The sequence below is a fragment of the Neobacillus sp. GCM10023253 genome (assembly GCF_042653105.1).
Taxonomy (GTDB): domain Bacteria; phylum Bacillota; class Bacilli; order Bacillales; family Cytobacillaceae; genus Neobacillus; species Neobacillus citreus.
In genome coordinates this window covers 15,934-35,374 of record NZ_JBHSHV010000006.1, presented here as the reverse complement: position 1 = coordinate 35,374, position 19,441 = coordinate 15,934, and the positions used below count along the sequence as shown (strand labels likewise).

Annotated in this window: 20 protein-coding genes, 3 tRNA genes and 1 other RNA gene; 16 read left to right on the top strand and 8 right to left on the bottom strand. The window is 38.8% G+C overall.

Features of this window, described 5'->3' with window-relative positions; genetic code table 11:
* Positions 1–16: 16 nt before the first annotated feature.
* Together ACFPA1_RS07645 and ACFPA1_RS07640 are read right to left on the bottom strand one after the other, a co-directional pair.
* Positions 17–883, bottom strand: coding sequence for a TIGR03943 family putative permease subunit (locus tag ACFPA1_RS07645; protein WP_378581916.1), 867 nt, complete (start codon positions 881–883; stop codon positions 17–19).
* 13 nt (positions 884–896) lie between these two features.
* The gene (locus ACFPA1_RS07640; RefSeq protein WP_378582474.1) at positions 897–1,790 is read right to left on the bottom strand and encodes a permease; all 894 of its coding nucleotides are present in this window, start codon (positions 1,788–1,790) and stop codon (positions 897–899) included.
* 298 nt (positions 1,791–2,088) lie between these two features.
* On the opposite strand from ACFPA1_RS07640, the gene ACFPA1_RS07635 reads away from it, so the two are divergent.
* The 4 genes from ACFPA1_RS07635 (at position 2,089) to ACFPA1_RS07620 (ending at position 5,014) form a co-directional block, all read left to right on the top strand.
* Positions 2,089–2,703, top strand: a complete 615-nt coding sequence (locus ACFPA1_RS07635) for a potassium channel family protein (RefSeq protein ID WP_378581915.1) — start codon at positions 2,089–2,091, stop codon at positions 2,701–2,703.
* A 177-nt stretch (positions 2,704–2,880) separates the two neighbouring features.
* On the top strand, positions 2,881–4,062 hold the full coding sequence (locus tag ACFPA1_RS07630; RefSeq protein WP_378581914.1) for a methyltransferase domain-containing protein: 1,182 nt from the start codon (positions 2,881–2,883) through the stop codon (positions 4,060–4,062).
* Between the two features lie 32 nt (positions 4,063–4,094).
* The gene (locus ACFPA1_RS07625) at positions 4,095–4,898 is read left to right on the top strand and encodes a hypothetical protein (RefSeq protein ID WP_378581913.1); all 804 of its coding nucleotides are present in this window, start codon (positions 4,095–4,097) and stop codon (positions 4,896–4,898) included.
* Entirely contained in the window at positions 4,892–5,014 is a 123-nt protein-coding gene (locus ACFPA1_RS07620) for a hypothetical protein (protein WP_378581912.1), read from the top strand. The genes ACFPA1_RS07625 and ACFPA1_RS07620 overlap by 7 nt, the downstream gene beginning before the upstream one ends.
* Here ACFPA1_RS07620 and ACFPA1_RS07615 read toward each other — a convergent pair whose 3' ends face one another.
* Positions 5,015–6,040, bottom strand: a complete 1,026-nt coding sequence (locus ACFPA1_RS07615) for a BMP family protein (RefSeq protein ID WP_213145997.1) — start codon at positions 6,038–6,040, stop codon at positions 5,015–5,017. It abuts the gene before it with no gap.
* 479 nt (positions 6,041–6,519) lie between these two features.
* On the opposite strand from ACFPA1_RS07615, the gene ACFPA1_RS07610 reads away from it, so the two are divergent.
* Positions 6,520–7,788: an MFS transporter gene (locus ACFPA1_RS07610; protein WP_213145998.1), complete on the top strand. Its 1,269-nt coding sequence runs from the start codon at positions 6,520–6,522 to the stop codon at positions 7,786–7,788.
* A 114-nt stretch (positions 7,789–7,902) separates the two neighbouring features.
* On the opposite strand, the gene ACFPA1_RS07605 is transcribed toward ACFPA1_RS07610, so the two are convergent.
* The gene (locus tag ACFPA1_RS07605) at positions 7,903–8,160 is read right to left on the bottom strand and encodes an HPr family phosphocarrier protein (protein WP_241113694.1); all 258 of its coding nucleotides are present in this window, start codon (positions 8,158–8,160) and stop codon (positions 7,903–7,905) included.
* A 175-nt stretch (positions 8,161–8,335) separates the two neighbouring features.
* On the opposite strand from ACFPA1_RS07605, the gene ACFPA1_RS07600 reads away from it, so the two are divergent.
* The gene (locus tag ACFPA1_RS07600; protein WP_213145999.1) at positions 8,336–8,995 is read left to right on the top strand and encodes a DUF429 domain-containing protein; all 660 of its coding nucleotides are present in this window, start codon (positions 8,336–8,338) and stop codon (positions 8,993–8,995) included.
* A 73-nt stretch (positions 8,996–9,068) separates the two neighbouring features.
* On the opposite strand, the gene ACFPA1_RS07595 is transcribed toward ACFPA1_RS07600, so the two are convergent.
* Positions 9,069–9,689, bottom strand: coding sequence for a DUF3298 and DUF4163 domain-containing protein (locus ACFPA1_RS07595; protein WP_213146000.1), 621 nt, complete (start codon positions 9,687–9,689; stop codon positions 9,069–9,071).
* Between the two features lie 146 nt (positions 9,690–9,835).
* On the opposite strand from ACFPA1_RS07595, the gene ACFPA1_RS07590 reads away from it, so the two are divergent.
* The 7 genes from ACFPA1_RS07590 to ffs all read left to right on the top strand — a co-directional run bounded on the left by ACFPA1_RS07590 (position 9,836) and on the right by ffs (position 12,912).
* Positions 9,836–10,165 carry a DUF1904 family protein gene (locus ACFPA1_RS07590; RefSeq protein WP_213146001.1) on the top strand — a complete coding sequence of 110 codons (330 nt, stop codon included), beginning with the start codon at positions 9,836–9,838 and terminating at the stop codon, positions 10,163–10,165.
* Between the two features lie 50 nt (positions 10,166–10,215).
* Positions 10,216–11,379, top strand: a complete 1,164-nt coding sequence (locus ACFPA1_RS07585; RefSeq protein ID WP_213146002.1) for a YecA family protein — start codon at positions 10,216–10,218, stop codon at positions 11,377–11,379.
* 171 nt (positions 11,380–11,550) lie between these two features.
* Positions 11,551–12,378: an alpha/beta fold hydrolase gene (locus ACFPA1_RS07580; RefSeq protein ID WP_378581911.1), complete on the top strand. Its 828-nt coding sequence runs from the start codon at positions 11,551–11,553 to the stop codon at positions 12,376–12,378.
* Between the two features lie 165 nt (positions 12,379–12,543).
* Positions 12,544–12,634: transfer RNA gene (locus tag ACFPA1_RS07575), tRNA-Ser, on the top strand.
* 27 nt (positions 12,635–12,661) lie between these two features.
* Positions 12,662–12,746 (top strand) — tRNA-Leu (locus ACFPA1_RS07570).
* A 10-nt stretch (positions 12,747–12,756) separates the two neighbouring features.
* Positions 12,757–12,828 (top strand) — tRNA-Asn (locus tag ACFPA1_RS07565).
* An RNA gene (ffs, locus tag ACFPA1_RS07560) (signal recognition particle sRNA small type) lies at positions 12,828–12,912 on the top strand. The genes ACFPA1_RS07565 and ffs overlap by 1 nt, the downstream gene beginning before the upstream one ends.
* A gap of 41 nt (positions 12,913–12,953) precedes the next feature.
* Here ffs and ACFPA1_RS07555 read toward each other — a convergent pair.
* From ACFPA1_RS07555 to ACFPA1_RS07545, 3 genes are all read right to left on the bottom strand, one after another.
* Positions 12,954–13,508, bottom strand: coding sequence for a MerR family transcriptional regulator (locus ACFPA1_RS07555; protein WP_378581910.1), 555 nt, complete (start codon positions 13,506–13,508; stop codon positions 12,954–12,956).
* 395 nt (positions 13,509–13,903) lie between these two features.
* Positions 13,904–14,590, bottom strand: coding sequence for a cell wall hydrolase (locus ACFPA1_RS07550; RefSeq protein WP_378581909.1), 687 nt, complete (start codon positions 14,588–14,590; stop codon positions 13,904–13,906).
* A gap of 351 nt (positions 14,591–14,941) precedes the next feature.
* Positions 14,942–16,711, bottom strand: a complete 1,770-nt coding sequence (locus ACFPA1_RS07545; protein WP_378581908.1) for a glycosyl hydrolase family 28 protein — start codon at positions 16,709–16,711, stop codon at positions 14,942–14,944.
* A gap of 550 nt (positions 16,712–17,261) precedes the next feature.
* Between ACFPA1_RS07545 and ACFPA1_RS07540 the strand changes: the two genes are divergently transcribed.
* The 3 genes from ACFPA1_RS07540 to spxA all read left to right on the top strand — a co-directional run bounded on the left by ACFPA1_RS07540 (position 17,262) and on the right by spxA (position 19,427).
* On the top strand, positions 17,262–18,026 hold the full coding sequence (locus ACFPA1_RS07540) for an NAD-dependent protein deacylase (protein WP_378581907.1): 765 nt from the start codon (positions 17,262–17,264) through the stop codon (positions 18,024–18,026).
* A 34-nt stretch (positions 18,027–18,060) separates the two neighbouring features.
* Positions 18,061–18,831 (top strand): TatD family hydrolase, encoded by a 771-nt coding sequence (locus ACFPA1_RS07535; protein WP_378581906.1) that lies wholly within the window; start codon positions 18,061–18,063, stop codon positions 18,829–18,831.
* A gap of 197 nt (positions 18,832–19,028) precedes the next feature.
* On the top strand, positions 19,029–19,427 hold the full coding sequence (gene spxA / locus ACFPA1_RS07530) for a transcriptional regulator SpxA (protein ID WP_378581905.1): 399 nt from the start codon (positions 19,029–19,031) through the stop codon (positions 19,425–19,427).
* Positions 19,428–19,441: the final 14 nt, after the last annotated feature.

The following is a 19,441-nucleotide window of genomic DNA, read 5'->3' as shown; positions in this document are numbered from 1 at the left end:
CTTTCTTTTTTTTATATTAAAAACTATTCCGATAAACATACGCATCTTTCGGTTGTGAAATAATTTTATAATCCGTCACTTTTAAAATAGGGATTTTCATTTTAAAAGGTTGATAATACATCGTGTCCATCGTTCCCGTTACTTCGTACCACTGATCATTTGGGATGTGGACATTTTCAGGAAATTGAATCATCATTCCGAACACACCAGAGTCAGCAATACAGTGAATAATCCCAAATCGGAATAAAAAGATTTGGTTGCCATTTAACCCCGGACCGTTATATGAAAAACCCTTCATCGTCATGGTTTTCCCAACAAATTCCCCGGAAAAATTGTAGATGACTTCCAGGCCTTTTAAATAGTCCTCATCTGTTAAGGTAATATGGTCATTTCCTTTATACGATTTGAATTCCTTTTTGACTAAATCCGTAAATGCATCCTGGCCCATAAATTTACTCATGTCGGGATTTAATATTTGATGCATGCCATAACGGTCGGCCCCGTCCTCTAAAGTAGGAAAACTAAATCCTTTGGCATTAACTAATTGTGAATCTAGGGTCGCTACCGGCAAAAACACACCTGTCAAAGCGGGAAGAACAATCATCGTATACGAAACCGTTCTTTTTAGCTTTTTTCCAAAAGAAGGCTTTTTATGGTCATGTGAATGATCATGATGGCATTCATGACATTCCAATTCTATCTCTGATTTTTTCTCTTTAAGGTACCATCTGATTCCTTCTACAATAGTTAGGAAGAATAGGGCATAAATCATACTGTAGGAAAGAAAGGAATACTTCATATTAATATACTTCGAAATGTTTCCTGATAAATGCAAATAGAAAAACAAGTTGGTAAACAATAATAAAATCACGACGCGAAACATTTTCTTCCCTCCTTTACAGTAATAGTGAACCGATAAATACGAATGCTGAAATTAACGAAACAAGCAGGATGACGAATTTTGGCTTAAACGTACCAAACATCATCAGCAGGTTCTTGATGTCAACCATCGCACCGAATACTAAGAACGTCACGATGGAACTTTGTGAAAACGTGTTTCTGAATGACGAAGCAACAAAAGCATCCGCTTCAGAACAAATCGACAAAATGAACGCCAGTGCCATCATGACAAGAACACCCGCTACTTTTGAATGTCCAAGTGCCGCCAACGTAGAAGTCGGGATAAAGGTTTGCATCGCTGAAGCGATTAACGAACCCATCACCAAGTACTTCCCGACGTGGAAAAATTCATCGATGGTATGAGTAATCACGCTGACCAATTTTTGCTTCGTATTTTGTTTCGAATGGTCATGGACATGAACATGTTCATCCGCATTCAGCCTTAACTGGTTTGTCTTGATCACGAAAGAAAGAACAATCCCGACTAAAATCGAAACCACAATGGCAAACCCGGCACGGTACCAAACCATCGTCCAGCTATTACCAAATGCGATATACGTTGAAAAAAGAACGATCGGATTGATAATCGGTCCCGTGAGCATAAACGAAATCGCGGCAGGAAGGGCCACACCTTTTTCGACTAACCTTTTCGTAATTGGAACAATCCCGCATTCACATCCTGGAAATATTGCGCCTACGAAACTAGCAGTTATCACCGAAAGAATCTTATTTTTCGGCATGATGCGAACAATCATATTCTCCGACACAAAAACTTCTATTAAAGCCGCAACAAAAGCTCCAATCACAATAAAAGGAATTGCTTCTATTATAATACTGATAAATATCGTGTTTAATTGCAATAATTGATTCATAGGAGAACCTCCTGAAATGAAAAAGCGATAAAAAACATAGCAATTATAACAGATAGGAAGATAAATAGGGATATGTTTTATTTCCAAAAGTGGAAGTGATGCACGAGAACCGTCCCCATGCATCATTCCCATGCATCATTAAACCTTGTATTCTACAAAGCTTTTCCCTTAAAATTAATTAGGTAAATGGGGAATTTTTTTTAGAAAGGGGGGAGGTAAGCTGAAAAGGAAGATTGGTTTTGTTTATGAATGTCTGTTAGCGGGTCTGATTATTTTTTCCTTGGCAGCTGAATTGCCCGAGCGGGAAGATTATGTTTTGGGCTGGTTTGTATGGGGGCTTTTCGCTGTCGATTATGTGATACGGTTGATGTTAAGCAAAAATAAATGGGAATTTGTCAAAAATCATCCGATAGAACTACTTGCACTAATACCCGTTGATCAAATATTTAGAACCCTTCGTTTAATCCGCCTAATCCGCTTGGTCCGGCTCATCCTCGTTGTGAAAAGAAATAATTCGCTTCTAGATCTTTTGATTGAAAAATACCGTTTTGATAAATTATTTATAACCGTTATTGCGTTGTTATTTTTGACAGCCATCCCAATGGCCTGGATTGAACCTAGCTTTGACAGTTATGGTGATGCCCTGTGGTGGACTGTTGTGACTACCACAACGGTAGGGTATGGGGATTTATATCCGGAGACAACTGTTGGACGATTAATTGCAAGTGTACTTATGTTCGTCGGAATCGGTTTAATAGGTGTTGTAACAGGAACGGTTGCATCGCTTTTTTCAAATAAAAAAACGGATCTGCCCGACCAATTGAAATACGTAAGAGATAAAATTGACGACTATCCAACCATTAGTGAACCGGAGCTTCTCGTGATGATCGAGCAGTTGAAGGCCTATCAAAAAGAACAAAAGAAGGGCTAACGCTTACCCTAATTAGTGCCAGGAACGACCAACATGTTGATCGCCCCTGGCATTTTTTCTATATTGATTAATAAAATTTTTTGAAAAAATAATAAAAAACGATTAATATTATACTAACTATTTTTAATACCAAGTCCTAATAATAAGTAATAATTTTGATAAACTGGAGATATTTGCATGTCAATTGAGACGAAACAAAAGAAACCCAATATTGACGACTATTTTAATTCACTCGGAATCAAAGAATGCAAAAGTAAGCTCGCCTTTTGGAAGCACGTCACTGCTGTAGATTCCGTCCTGGCAGAAGAACTGGAACCGCTTATTTCCCGCAAAAGGAAAGGGAACATATATGATGTGAAGAATCAAACTCTGCCATTTAGTTTAGCAGCAGAATCGTGGACGATGTCCTTTCACAAGTCATTGCTCACCTGGGTCAGCCAGCAAAAACAATTAAAGCCAACTAGAATTTTGGAAATCGGGTGTGATAATGGATTGTCGGCATGCTGGTATGCACAGCTTTTTCCTGATGCGGAAATCGTCGGTGTCGACCAGTCGGAAAACGGAATCCAGTGTGCCCGGCAGTTGGCCAAGCAGCTAGGGCTCTCAAACGTGAGTTTTTATCAAATCGGCTTTATGGAGCTCCTCGACCATTTTTCCAAGCATTCTTTTGATATGATTATTTCGGTACGCAGCTTTCATGAGATTATGGGGCCCATTTTCATTCAAAACTATTGGTCGCTGCCTGACCACCTAAAGGAAAAACCAACGTTTGGTGACAGCTGGTATTTACAAATCGTTGACTTCTTTTTAACCCCGAACGGAACCTATCTCTCTTGTGAGCGATTGGAAAGCCCGGCAGATGTCGGGAAGTGGGCCAATTTGCTAAAAGAAGCCAATCTCCATGTACAATGGAGTGACAGTGCGATCATCGACTATTATGAATTTAGAACAAAAAAGCAATCTCCTGTCATCGTAGCGACAAAAAAAGAAACAGGACTTTCCACTTTGGAAGGGATGGAACACCTATATACGAAAAATCAGCCGCTCATAATAGAGGCTGGCCAATCATATACCACGGTACATGCGGAGTTTGCCTTTCACCGACTAGGAGAGAAAACATTTAAATCAGGGCAGTATTTGGCTGTGCCTAACCACTGGTTTATGTATCGATTTGAACTTTGGGAAACGGATGATTTTCTGCTTGTTTATAGCTATGGTAATATGGGGCATAGACATTTGGACATTCTTCTTGCTGGGACATCCGGGGAGGCAGAGTTGCTAATGGAGGAGGCAGTAAGGCAGTTCAGTCACCTTGGACCGATTGTAAAGTACGATAGCCTGAAAGACCGTCCAGAATAAAAGATTGATTTATAAGGAAGGGGGAGTCACGGTTGAAATCCAATGCCCTAAAAGGTTATCGGAAATTAAGAGATATCTATGAAAATAATCTGACAGTAGAATTGCTTTCAGAAGAGATCAAGACATGTGAAGCGGAAGATGATGCTGCCGCTGTTAAAAAGGAAATGTTTGATCGCGATTTTGATATTTATGGGGTTAAACAGGGCGGAAAACTTATTGGATACGTAAAAAGGGAAGATATAAAAAAAGAAGGAATCATAAGTGAGTTTGTTGAGGATTTTCATGCCGATAACCTTATCTCAGATTCCACTTCTTTGATTGATTTGCTGGATATTTTTCAGGAGAGAGAATTCACCTTTATCCTTGAAAAGAACAAAGTTACCAGGATCGTCACGGTGGCCGATTTACAAAAGCAGCCAATAAGGATGCTAGCCTTCAGTTTCGTTTCACTACTGGAAATGTACATCATTTCAGTGATTAAAGAATATTATCCAGATGACAGCTGGTCTGATAAGTTAACAGAGTCAAGATTAACCAAAGCAAAGGAGCTTTTGGAAGAGCGGTTAGCAACAAATGAAGCCCTGACTTTGGTGGACAATTTACAGTTATCCGATAAAGGCACGATCATTCGGAAAACACCAAAATTAGTCGAGCTGCTAGGCTTTGAATCAAATAGTCAATGCAAGGAATTTTTCAGAAAAATTGAGGAATTACGAAACAATACAGCCCATTCTCAGGAAAAAATCTATCATGACTATAAGGAATTCATCCAGATTCTTTTACAAATAGAACGAGTTCTCCGTGCAGATGGGTTGGTGGAAGCTGATAAATGGTAGATGTGCATCCAGTAACGGTAGCGGCTATTATAATGAAAAAAGAGGATGTCTCAGATAGAGATATCCTCTTCATCTTGCGGGACCTCGCTAATCATGCAGAAGCGACTACTTTATAACTAGTTTTCCTCCAAATTAAATTCCGGCCCATCATAAGTTGTAGCCACCTCAATTTGCCCATTTTGAATTTTAGCTGATAAATTTGCAATTGTATCCTTTACCTCCTGCGGGACAGAAGAGGATAGGGTTAACCTAATCGCCTCGAGATTTTCCAAGCCAATTTTTTTGATAACATTTGGCGTATATGTTCCTTCTTTGAGGCTTTTTGCTGCTAAAAACCCGGCCATTCCAGAATCTGCGACAGCGGAGGCAATAAAAACATCAGGCTGTTCTGCCACATAATCTCTTACATTTCCAATATGGTGCAGGCCGTGTTCTTTAAGAGTTTCCGTTACCCCGTTCCGTCCTGAATTCAGCATCGTAAAAATGATGTCGGCACCTTCATTGATCTGAGCTTCCGCATATTTTCTCGATAACTCATTATTATCTTGATCGCCTATGAAACTCGTTAAAATTCTAGCTTCTGGGTTTGTATACTTTACGCCATCAACGTAGGCAGCTCTTCCTTTCAGACCGGGTACAACTCTAATTCCGGACATATGCCCGACGGTTCCTGTTTTTGTTAACAACCCGGCTGCAGCACCTGCTAGCCAGGCAGATTCTTCTTGTAAAACCTCATAACTTGAAAGGTTGGGCCCCGAAACATTTCCTTGTGTTACGATAAATTGGATCTTAGGAAATTCTTGTGAAACGATTTTGGCAGCTTCCGAACCTTGTCCTCCATGCATAATGATGAGATCCGGTTGTTTCTTCGCTAACGTTCTTAATGCTTCGGACATTGCACTCAATTCCGGTTTAATCTGGTCAATGTAGGTGGTTTGCGCATCTAATTCCTTCTCAATTCGAACTAAACCGTTATACCCCGACTCCATAAATCCACGGTCATCAATCTTTCCAGGAATCAGCATAGCAACTCTCAATTTCTTATGTGACATCTTGTTTGCTCCTCCCGGAGAATTTGAACTGCTTTCGAACCCACTAAGAACCAGTACAGCTAAAGCAAGAATCAAAAAAATCTTTTTCATATCTCGACATTCCCCCTTGATTCTAATTTGTTTCGTTATAAGCAACTGTGTTTCATCTTTAAGTTATATTATCTGAATAATAACACTATTCAAAATAAATAACAATTGAAAATAAATGAAATTATTAAATACAGATATTAATGCCTACTGGTGTGTTGGGAAATGGGACAATTATATTATTTTTGAAATTATGAAAGAGATTGATTTTGATTTAAGTGGCCTGATTTGAATTTTGCTACCTTGCTTTAATAAGCCTTTAGTGTTTGAGGATAATTTTTGATTTTGTAATTTTCAAAATAATTAACTATAATATTTACTTAAAGGGAAGTATGAACTGGAAAAATATTGATCGAAACAGTAGCAGAATGGAGCGTGATGAGGAATCACTGTAGTCTTTTTGCTATCGAGGGAAGGATGCTGAATGATGTTAAAGTGTGTTTGTAAAGGTTTCTCTTGTAAAATCGAAGTAGGTGTACAACATGAATAAATCTAAACAGCTCTATTTTGGCTGGTATATTGTCCTTACCGCATCCATTATCGTTTTGCTAACTACAGGAATGAGGATGGGAATCGGACCTTTTATAAATCCGGTAATGGAAGATTTAAAAATGTCGCGAACTGAAATTTCGCTCGTTGTTTCTGTAGGAATGATTGTTTACGGAATTGGAATGGTACTTGCAGGTATTCTTTTAAAAACTTTTAATACCCGTGTTGTTTTGTTGATTGGGCTGGCAATTGTATGTATTTCTACTATATGGACGGTTTATTCCGATGGAATGCTTTCCTTTTTGCTTTCTTTTGGTGTGTTCCTGTCGATTGGGCTTTCCTTTTTAAGCAATATCACTTTATCGCCGATTGTTAGCAAATGGTTTGTCCGCCAAAGAGGGAAGGTACTTTTTTATTTGACTACCGGAGGAATGGCGGGTATTGCGATTATGACACCCGTTGAAACATGGATGATTGGTCTTGTTGGCTGGAGGAATACTCTTTTATTTTTTGGAGGAATCTTTGTATGTATTATTTTGCCTTCTGCGATCTTTATCATGAGGGAAGATGTTCCAGAAGAGGCTGATGGTCCGGGTAATGTCAGCGGATTAACTAGACAGGAAGCTCCGACAAATATCACATTGAAGGATGCTTTAAAGACTCCAACCTATTGGAAAATTGTTTTTGTGTTATTTGCTTGTGGATTTGGGATGAATCTATTAGGATCGCACGGGGTTCCTATGTTGATGGATCATCATTTTGGGCCAATGACTGCTTCCTTTGGGGTAGGTTTGATTGGAATTGTCGCGATCTTCGGAACATTGTTTTTGGGACAGCTCGCCGACCGTTTTCCGAGAAGAAATATTTTATTTTTAGTATTTTTTGTCCGTGGACTTGGATTTTTTGGTCTTGTTTTATCAGCCCACACTTGGCAGCTCTTTCTTGTTTCCATTATCGGGGGATTGGTATGGGCCGGTTCAGTGGCTATGGCTACAGCAATCTTAGGTGATTTATATGGTGTAAAGTTACTAGGAATTTTAAATGGATTAGCCTTTTTTGTAGGGCATCAAATTGGAGCAGCAATTGGTTCCTTCTTAGGCGGATGGGGGTACGAAGTGTTTGGAACGCATCTATTTTCGTTCAGTGCTGCGGGTATCCTTGCGCTTCTAGCCAGCTTAGCATCGATAACTTTACCTCAAAGTCTATCCTTTTCCAAGCCGATTAAACTTGGAGAAAAGCATAACGTAACAACTGGACAATGAGAGTGGTTAACTGGAGTTAACTAAACACATAGACGACCTAATAAGGTTGTCTTTTTGTTTTTAAAAACGTGAGTTGAAGCGGAGGCATGGGGGAAGAAGAATAGTCCCCATGTGTCAGCTAAACGATTCAAGCTTTTTCAATAAGTGTTCTAGTGCTTCCTTTTCATCATGACCAGAGGTTTCTATGGTTACTTGTTGTTTGTTTCCTAACATGAGTGTCGTTACACCAAGCAATGATTTCAAGTTCACTTTTCGGCCTTTCTGCGTTAGAGAAATTTCAGAATGAAATCGTGAAGCTTCCTGAACTAATTGAGTAATAGGTTTTAAGCCCAGAACATCTTTGTTATTAAGTTCAACAGTTTGTTGCATCATAAAAAAACTCTCCTTTCTAAACTTAATTATTCTTTTCAAAAGAATAATCGCTTCTTTATAAAACTATGGTGATTTACCCCTTAGTATTAAGGATTTTAATTGAATACTGGCCTTATTGTCATAAAATTTGTAAGAAGATTTTCCATAATATTTATAGAAAGTGATGGAGCATTTAATGAAAATCATTGGGATTGATTTATCAGGACCGAGCAATCGTAAAGATACTGTCTTGGCTGTATTTGAAAAACAAGCTGGTGCTTTAAAATTTATCAAACAATTAAGTAATATTGGTGATCTGGAAATATTAAATGAAGTTATGCATCAAAGTCAGAATGATGAAGTGGTAATCGGAATCGACGCTCCTTTATCATATCAGGATGGCGGCGGGGACCGGCCGGGTGATAAGGAGCTAAGGCAGTACATCGTGTCCTTAGGGATGAAATCCGGTTCCATTATGCCACCGACTTTTAATCGAATGGTTTATCTTACCTTAAGAGGGATTAAGCTTAGCAGGGAAATCGGAAATTTGAAAACTGAGAATCCTATTTCGATGGTGGAAGTGCACCCGGGTGCCGTTATCGGTTCAAGAATTTCTCGGAGTAATCTTGAGTATGTTTTGAGCTATAAGCAGGATTTGGCTGCGAGGACATTCATAAGAAAATGGTTTAAGGAGCAAAAATTGACCGATCTGCCGGTTGGTATAGAGGAAGAAAGTCATTCCATTGATGCCTGCGCCGCGGCATTAGGGGCTTGGCATTGGCGGGATAAGCAGTTTCGTCCTAAGTGGAGTTTACCTGCAAATCTACCCCTGCATCCGTATGATTATTGTTGTTGATAAACAAAACAGGTATTGTTACAGCACTGGCCGATTACACCAGCTTCAACTGTAATCGGCTTCTTTATTGGTATTAATTATTTTCTGCCATCCGTCCAAGCGGGCCGCTTTCATCTAAAATATCCTGAAGCTCATATACCGATATTGGAAACAATGGAAATCCAAAAGCATATGGGGTAATGTCATAAAGCTGGAAGTAGATGACGAGTGCTTTGTCAGCGATGTAAAAGTCCTGATCAGGCTTTATGCTGGTGAAATCGCCAAGAAGGAAAATATCCCGTTTTTTGATTTGCTCCTGAATAAGGGTTGTGAGCCTTTTGATATAATTACTTCCAGGTTTGAACAGGTCTTTGAGTTGTACCAGTGTTTCTTTTTGAAGGTCGAAGGTGAGGGATTTGATATAGGTCATTCCGTGTGCAGCATGTTCATGATACGTATAATTCGTGAGGTTTAAGCTCAATACATTGCGCTGGTTGTTTTTCATTTCAAAAGTTCCTAGCATTTCACAGACAGTGGAGGGCATATCCCCAACCTGAGTGTCAACCAGCTTTTGGGTTTGTTGCACAATGGCCTGATTGATGGATCTTTCCAGCTGTTGGTTGCGGTGGTTAACCACTTGTGGATAAATAACTTCCTTTTTGGGACCGCTCCTATATATATACGGTTTGACATCTAAGGGTAATATGATTGGCATTTCTCTCCGCCCTTTTTCACTTATCTTATTCGCGAGCGGATGGCAGGTGCGCTTAGAAAAAATCAAATAGGTTCGTCGAGGATTTTTTTATGGTAAAATATCGGAAAGATCTTCCGGATATTAACTTTTTGAGGAGGGAATTAAAAGTGCCACAATTAATTTTTAAAGGAGTAAGTGTAGAGCAAGTCAAAAAAATTAGTTCACCTTTGGTAAAGGAATTGGCTGAACTCTGCGAGTGTGAAACTGATAATTTCACTTTTGAAATTGTGGATTCGATTTTTGTATTTAATGGAGAAGAAGTGCCAGGTTTTCCGTTTATTGAAGTGAAGTGGTTCGATCGGGGCCAAAAAGTTCAAGATGAATTTGCAACCATCACAACCAGGCATGTACATAGTCTGGGAATTCCAGATGTAGAAATCGCCTTTAGTGTGTTTTCTGAGTCAGATTATTATTTAAATGGGAAAAGCTTTTCGTAATTTTCATTTACCAAGTTGTTAGAAAAAAACAAACTCAGAGGGAGTTTAGCATGACATTTTTAGAAAAAATAAAACCACATTTAACTAGTGACGATATTTTAATTCAGGAAACGGTCGTTTACGCGTTGCACGATTATCCATATGTCCCTGAAGAGTGGACGGTGCAATTACTGCAAGAAGCTTTTAGAAACAAAGAAAAGCAATCCTCGATTTTAATCTATCTAGATAATCAGACGATTAATGAGGAAGCAGTCAAGGTCTTGATTGAAAATATTCCCAGCATGGACAAGTCCAAGGTTCATTTAGCAATTAACCTGCTTTTGAAAATTGAACCTGAACTTGCTCTTACATATAGGGAATCCTTGGAAAAATATATCCCCAAGGATATGTGGGCCATTTATGAGTTAACTGCAAATGGGACGGAAGAAGAAGTTTATATGGAATATGGAGGCATCTTAAGTGATCTTGACCAAGCAAATCCATATCAGAACAATTTATACATAAAGGGCAAAATATTAGCTGCCTGTATAGTGGAAAACGGCTGGGTGACGGAACGGGAAATCGACATTATACTTCGCGAGGAAATGGAAGAACAATGGTTTTCTTTTCATGGAATTCTAACGATTTATATGATTGGCTTGTTAAAAATAGAAAAATATATACCTCTGCTGACAGGCTTGTTGGGACGCGATGAAGATATGTTGCTTGAAGAGGTCGCTGCTGCGTTAATTCAGTTTCAATCGGATGACGTGGTGAAGGAAGTCGCGCCATATTTATATAGAGAGGATTCGATTATTTTTGCAGCTTCCGTTGTTGAAAATATTAAAACTGGCTTCGCCCTTCAGGTTTTACGAGAGGCCTACGATGCTGCAGAAGAAATCGGTGACCAAGATATTCTTATTGAATCCATTAGTCATCATTTCTCTAGAGAGGCACTTCCTGAAATCAGCCGCCATATGAAAAACGAGTATACCTCAAACTTAGTGGATATAGAGCAGACAGTTTATAGTTACTATTCTATTTTAGGCGAGAAGCATCCTGAATTAGAAGTCTGGAAAAAAGTTGCCCTTGAAAGGGAAATGGACTTTAGAAATGCCAGTAAGCAAAGAACGTTGGGTAAACATGAGCCAATTCGGAACGAAACGAAGGTAGGGCGCAACGATCCATGTCCTTGTGGAAGCGGGAAAAAATATAAAAAATGCTGTGGGAAATAGATTTTTTGGAATCACATGGAAAAAGACCAATTATATCATTGAAGAGAAGGATGTCTCATAAAGCTGAGGCATCCTTTTCTTTTTAACGGAAAAGGAAAGGATTTTACCTTTTTTTGTCGAATTACTGTGAGAATGTAAAATCCTTACATTAGAAACAATCGGAGGTACAGAATGATTACGAAAAAGACACTAACCATAAATGATCAAAAGATTTCTTATATTGATGAGGGCGGCAAAACTGCCCCGCCCGTTTTGCTAATTCACGGCGTTCCAGAATCCAGCATGCTCTGGAAACATATTATCCCTGAAATTGCTGCATTAGGATTTCGGGCGATTGCACCGGACCTTCCGGGATTTGGTCAGAGTGACCGTTTTCCATACGAGTCTACTTGGGAAAATTATGTTACGTTTATCAATGATTTCATGCAAGCACTAGAATTAGAAAAAATCCATCTTATCGTCCATGACTGGGGTGGAATGATTGGATTAAGATGGGCATGTGACAATCCGGATAAAGTGGAAAGCTTGATTATAACCGACACAGTTTTGTTGCCTGGATATACGTGGCACCCACTCGCCCAAAAATGGAGAACGCCTGGTTATGGTGAAAAAGTAATGGAAGCCATGGCCAATAAGGAATCATGGATGGCAGGGATGAAAAAGGAGATTCCGTCTGTAGAAGAAGGGATATTGGAAGACTTCTTTGCAATTTTTGAATCGGCTGAGAAAAGGAACGTAATTTTAGAATTATATCGCTCTGCCAATCCACAATTAACGGAACCGTATTTGAATCTTGCTGCCATAAAGAATCCTGTTACGATTCTATGGGGTGAAAATGATCCTTACATTTCAACTGATTTTGCTTATCAGACCCGTGACCAACAATTCCCGCACGCAGGGGTACATATCATTCCTGAAACAGGGCATTTTATTCATGTTCAGACTCCCGATAAGGTCATTCCACTTATAAAAGAACATTTTTTATCGATTTTAAAATAACTAAATTTAATGGAGTCTCTTTTTGCGGAGTCATGAGGACAGCCAGATTGAATATTACTTGAGAATGTCTTCATCGCAGGGGAGTTAGTTGTTTTAGATTACCAAAATTTACAGCTGGCTCCCAATTTTAAAAGATGATATATTTGTTTTGTAAGTTATTACTACAGAGAAGTACTCAAGCGGCTGAAGAGGCGCCCCTGCTAAGGGTGTAGGTCGGGTAACCGGCGCGAGGGTTCAAATCCCTTCTTCTCTGCCATTCAAATAAGATTATTTAAAACATCATGCGGGTGTGGCGGAATTGGCAGACGCACCAGACTTAGGATCTGGCGCCTTCGGGCGTGGGGGTTCGACTCCCTTCACCCGCACCAGAAATATTATTCCGCAGTAGCTCAGTGGTAGAGCTATCGGCTGTTAACCGATCGGTCGTAGGTTCGAGTCCTACCTGCGGAGTCATAGTCCAACAAGGCAACTAAGAAAGGGTCAGGGCGGGAACGCAGCAGCCATAATTAGTGAAATTGTGTGGGCTATTACATACGGACACATCAAAAAAAGCTAAACCCTAACATTAATTGGGTTTAGCTTTTTTTCCATGTAAACCAATTCCACCATTTCTTCTGAGTGGCAGTAGCAATTTCCTTTTCTATGCTTCTAATGCGTTCAACTTCTAGTTTATTTAAATATTCTACATGCCGTAAAATTTGATTAATTTTTTCTTCTTGGCAGGCTTCCCGTACAGCCTTTTCCTTCAAGAGTTTGATTAAATCCAAGTTTATTTGCTCTAAATGTTCAATACGTTCCATTAATTCTTCATGGTTGCAATTGTGCTCAACAACTTGGCCGCTAGTATTCTGTATGGGTTCTATTTCCGTAACAATGTCTGTATTTTTTTCTTCAGAAACCCATTTCATCACAGCTTCTGCTGAATGTTCCATTGTCATACCCTCTTGTTTGCTGAATTCCATTAATTTACGGAATGTATGAACATCCTTATCAAAATAGATTCGATGACCTCTATTATTACGATGAACAAGATACCCATTACCTTCGAGGAGAGTGGCGTATTTCCTTAAGGTACTAGCATCTATTTCAAGCAATTTCTGTACATCACTAGGTGAATATATTTCCGTCATTCATTTCACCTCTATTAAATACATTTTAAATCAGTAGCTGGAGAATTCATTACTGTTATTAGCCCGTTGTTATTTAATAAATAGGTTAAAAGCGATTGAAATAAGCCAACCCAGTGCAAGAAAAACTGATAGATATGTACCTAAACCAACTAAAATCTCTGCCATGATTCCTACTCTACTCCTTTAATTCGGGCTTTGGTTTCAAATCTCTTCAATACAATGTCATTATAGCAGGTGATTTTTTAAAATTTGTCGAAACTAGGAAGGTTAATCAATTTGTAAAAAGACTGTTAACTTCCCTTAATAAAAGGTGGGAATGTAACAAGTATTCATGATAGTGAAAACCCACCAAAAGTTTACCGATTTGGTGGATTCCAACGACTAACGATTTTAAATTATTTAGCAAATACGTGATGGCCAATTGTCATTACTACTGGACGAGTACGAATCCATTTATCCGTGGCAATAGCAGGATTATAAAAATAAACAGAATCGTTTAACCGATCTTTTCTGGTCAATGCCTCTTCGACTGCTTGTCTGGACTCATCTGATGCTGGCTTCTTAATCTCACCATTTTGAACGGGTGAAAAGGCATAGGCATGTCCAACTACTTGATTAATAACGCCTGTCACCGTTTTCGGGAAATGAGGTGATTCTACTCGGTTTAATACGACAGTCGCAACGGCTACTTTTCCTTGATAGGATTCGCCTTTTGCTTCTGCTTCTACTAATCTGGCAAAAAGGTCTTTCTCATTATTTGAAATGGAAATAGCCGGTGGTTCTGGTTGTTTTTCAGGCATTTGCCTAGTGATTCCTATTTCGGGTTTTGTAGAGTGGAGGGCTACTTCTTTTGTTTTCTCGGGCTGTTGCATAATTTCTTCTGTATCAATCTGATTGTAATTGCTAGTATTGTCTTGCTGATCATTCTCGGTAATACCACCATATTTTTGCTCAAGGCTTATAGGTATATTTTCTGTTACGACACGGTCTTCGGTAATAGCCTCGGCACTTTTACTTATTCCTATGAAAGAACTTGTAGCTACACAAGCTACAATTAATGTTTTTATGTATGTTTTTTTCATGTGTGCTACCTCCTGAATTTTTTGCTTTATATTACTCTACCATTGGATGGTATTTAATTTACAGAACGATAGCGTTACATTTCTTTTTAGTTTGATGAACAAAATTTCAGAAAATAATCAATTATGACATGATACCTATTTTAGTGTCACAATCGAACCAATATTTCGAAACATAGGAATATCTATCCAAAAATGTTTAGGATTCTTTGCATATACAAGTGGTTCTTAACAGGTGGAATGAATTATTCGAAAAAGATAGTAGGGGAGAAGAGGGAGATTTATCATCAAAAAATTTAAAATAAAAAACTAGCATCAGTTAGTTGCTACAGATGCTAGTTTTTTACATAATTCTTATTTTTTTGATAGATCTACTGGCCAATCAGTATCTGGAAGTGACTTCCCATCAACTATAAGATTTTGATAGATGCTGCCAGCCTGGAACGTATTACCGTCATTGATGTTGACATTTTTCATTGTAATATTTCTAACATATTGGAAATACAATGGTTTGTCAGCATGCACTGTGACGTTCTCCAATGTTAGGCCATCAACAGGGCTTTCATATAGTCCTTGGAAGAAGGAAGCTTCTTGGGCACCTTCAGCGATAATATTTTTGATTGTAATATTTTTAATGTAAGGTGTTGTTTCATCAATTACACCAGTAAATGGCAGTGGAGTACCGTTAGATGTATAGTTAGAGTTAATATTAAATACATCACCTGCAATATCTTTCATCATGATGTTATCAAATGTTAGATTTTCAATGGTACCGCCACGTCCGCGAAGAGTTTTCATGCGAATACCAATGTCAGTTCCGTCAAAAATATCATCTCTTGCTACAACATTTTTAATGCCGCCGGACATTTCACTGCCGATTGTAACGCCGCCATGCCCATGCTTCATGATGTTGTTACGGATTTCGATGTTTTGACTTGGTCTGCCAATTTGTCGGCCTTCAGCATCTTTACCAGATTTAATCGCAATCGCATCATCACCAACATTAAAGGTCGAACCATAAATCTTTAACCCATCAACAGAGTCTGGGTCGACACCGTCTGTGTTTGGTGCATCAACTGGGACAGCTGGATTTTCAACGTATACACTATCAATAACCACATTGTTGCTGTATAAAGGCTGGATTGTCCAAGATGGGGAATTTGTAATCTTTAGACCTTGAAGAAGTACATTCTCCGAGTCTTTGAATTGAACCAATCTTGGGCGAGCAGTTTGCGTTGCTGGATTAGTCGCTTTTGGATTATCCCACCACAATCCCATATTAAAGTATACAGTTTCCTTACCTTCCGCGTTCGGGTCATATTTTCCGTTGTTATAGTCATATTTTCCATCAAGGGTTACTTTTTTGTATGGAAAACCGAACTCATCGATTCCGTTCGCAGGCATTGCTTTGATAGGACCTGCATTTCCATCAACTGTTCCTTCACCGATGACTTTCAAATTTTTAGCACCTTGGGATGCAATCAAGCTTTGATAAGAATTGAATGTAGTCCCTTCCCAGCGGTCTTGGATCACTGGATAGTCATCTTTGTCACGACTTCCAAGAAGCGTTGCATCTTTTTGAATTTCAAATGTCATATTGCTTTTTAAACTTAGCGGAGCAGAATAATAGGTTCCTGCAGGAAGGATAACCACGCTGTTAGGACTTGCGGAAGCTGCATCAATGGCTGCTTGAATGGCTGCGGTATCTTTTGTTTCACCGTCTCCAACAGCCCCGAAATCTTTCACATTGAATACTTTACCTAACACATCCGTTCTAATATTAACGTGAGCGCTTTCGTTTGAATGATTACCTGCAGCATCTCTCGCTACAACTTTGAAACTATACATTGTATCTGGTTTCAAGTCTTTAACGGTAAAGTTTGACATGGCAATTCCATATTCATTTGGTGTTGAACTTCCGGCCAATTTACCATTTACATAGACATCATAAGCTGCTATTCCAGTATTGTCGGTAGATCTATCCCAGATTAGGCTAACAGACTTATAGGTTGTTGCATACGCATAAACATTAATAGGAGCTGTTGGTGCTTGTTTGTCAACAGAAACTTGAGCATTTGATTTTGCTGGAGTTGTTGCTGCAAATGCACCAAATGGGGCAATCACGGAACACCCTAGAGCAAGGCCCAGTGCGCCAGTTAGATAGGTTTTTTTACCAAATTTCATAGAATACCCTCCTGATTTTTAGTAGATTAAATTGAAACTGCTTACATTTTTTGCTGTCACAAATACTTGCATTGTTGGGTATTACTGTTCGATGGATAAAAACGTTTTCATTCCTTGGTATCCTAATTTTTTTAGTCTCGCTGCACCATCCTTTTTATTATTTTAACGTTAACATTTCATAACAAGAGGTAATAATAATAGTTTTTAAAATTTCTATTGCAATAAATGTTAACGTTAACATTTATTTCTGGTATTTATTTTACTATTCAGATTAGATTTAAAAAAGTGACTAAATTACTATCTGTGAACAGTGTTGAAAATAGAAAAATAGTCTCACTTTTCTTATTTGTAAGTTTATTTTATAGGAAATATGGCGGATTATTGTGTTTATTTTCAGATAATTAGAAAGGAAGAGATGAAAACTTTGTATTATAATGATAATAATTACAAGAACACTTTTCTCAATTACTGAAAGTGAGGTTTAACTGAAATGGAAAGCACCGTAGAAACCTGTACTAACCTCCTTAGGGAAGCCCGAAACATTGTCGTCCTGAGCGGCGCGGGTATCAGCACGGAATCGGGGATTAAGGATTTTCGCTCCAAAACAGGCGTTTACCAACTGGCCCCCGAATATATCCTTTCACTTGATTATTTTTATAAAAAACCGAGAGATTTTTATCAGTTTGCATTTGAAAATCTATATCATCCGGATGCCATCCCAAACAAAGGCCACGAAATACTGGCAAAATGGGAGGGACAAGGCAAAGTACAGTACATTATTACGCAGAACATCGATGGCCTTCATCAGAAAGCAGGCAGCGAAAACGTCATCGAGTTTCACGGTACGATGAAAACCGCATCTTGTTTGAATTGTGGAAAAATCTATCCTTCTTCGGAAATGGTTAATCGTTTTGAAACATCGGAGGATTTTTTTGTATGCAGCGATTGCGAAACAAAGAGTGAAAAAGACCGCTATATCAAGCCTGATGTTGTTTTATTCGGAGATACAGGTGAATGGTTTTCAGTAGAAGGATTTAATGCTATCCTCCAACTTATTGAACAGGCGGATTGCATTTTGGTATTGGGCACAAGTCTTCAAGTGACGCCTTTTTCAACCTTTCCACAGTACAGGAGAAAGGGCGTACCGCTGATTATTATTAATAAAGGCGGTACACCTTATGATCGTGGAGCGGGAGCATATGTCATTCATGATTCGATTGGAAAAACATTGTTCCTAATTGACGAAAGTTTATGATGAGCCAAATCCTTTCCAGGAAGTGTGATAACGAATGAAATTGATTGATGCCCACATCCATTTAGATAAATATAAAAATAATGAAATTGACTCTATTCTCGCTGGCGCGGAATGGCTTGAAGCCGTCCTAGCCGTGTCATATGATCTTGAATCATGCAAGAGAAACCTACAATTATCAAGAAAATATCAAAAAGTGAAGCCTGTATTTGGATTTCATCCGGAGCAAGGACTGCCAAGCGAAGCTGAATTTAGCAGCCTGATTGACTGGATGACACTGCATCGGGCGGAAATGATTGCTGTCGGCGAGGTGGGGTTGCCGTACTATTTAAGGCAGGAGCAAAGGGTGTCCAGTGCACAGTCTGGTCAATATATTGAGCTCCTTGAAATCTTCGTGGAGCTGGCCAAGAATTGGGAAAAACCGATTGTTTTGCATGCCGTTTATGGCGATGCTCCAATTGTTTGCGATCTTTTAGAAAAACATTCAGTCGAAAAGGCACATTTTCATTGGTTCAAAGGGGACGATAAAACGATAGAGAGAATGATTGAAAATGGTTATTTTATTTCCGTTACACCGGAAATCGTCTATAAAGAAAAAATTCAAAGGATAGCCCAGGTTTACCCGATAGAGCAAATGATGGTCGAAACAGACGGTCCATGGCCATTCGAAGGTCCTTTTTTAGGCAAAATAACAAACCCCGTCATGATGAAGGATTCAATCTCCATGCTGGCAAAAATCAAAAAACTCACGGAAACAGAAGTATCGGAACGAGTTTTGGAAAACACACAAGAATTTTATAGTATTTAGAGGCATGGGGACGGTTCTCGTGCCTCAAAAATGACTGATGCATAAGAAGCTTAGCCCTGTATCTTAAAAAAATGATGCATAAGAACCGTCCCCATGCATCATAATATGGTTGACAAAATCAACTGTAAATATTAATATTACAGTATAAACTGTAAGGATTTTTATTACATTTTTTTATTAAAGGAGTGATTAGTGGTATGGTGACATTGTTTACGACACCGAGTTGTACTTCTTGCCGTAAAGCAAAGGCTTGGTTTGATGAGCATCAGATTGAATATAAAGAAAGAAACGTATTGGCTCAGCCGCTTTCCGTAGATGAAATTAAGTCGATTCTTCGTTTAACTGAAGAGGGGACCAGCGAAATCATTTCAACTAATTCAAAGATATTCCAGGAGTTAAATATAGATCTTGATACGCTTCCGCTCAATGAATTTTATAAATTAATAATTGAAAACCCGAAAATGCTGCGTCGGCCAATTATATTGGATGAAAAACGATTACAGGTTGGATATAACGAGGAAGAAATTCGCAGCTTTCTGCCGCGCAGGGTTCGTTCATTTTTGAGCATGGAATTGCAAAAAGCGGCAAATCAATAGAATGGAGGAAGAAT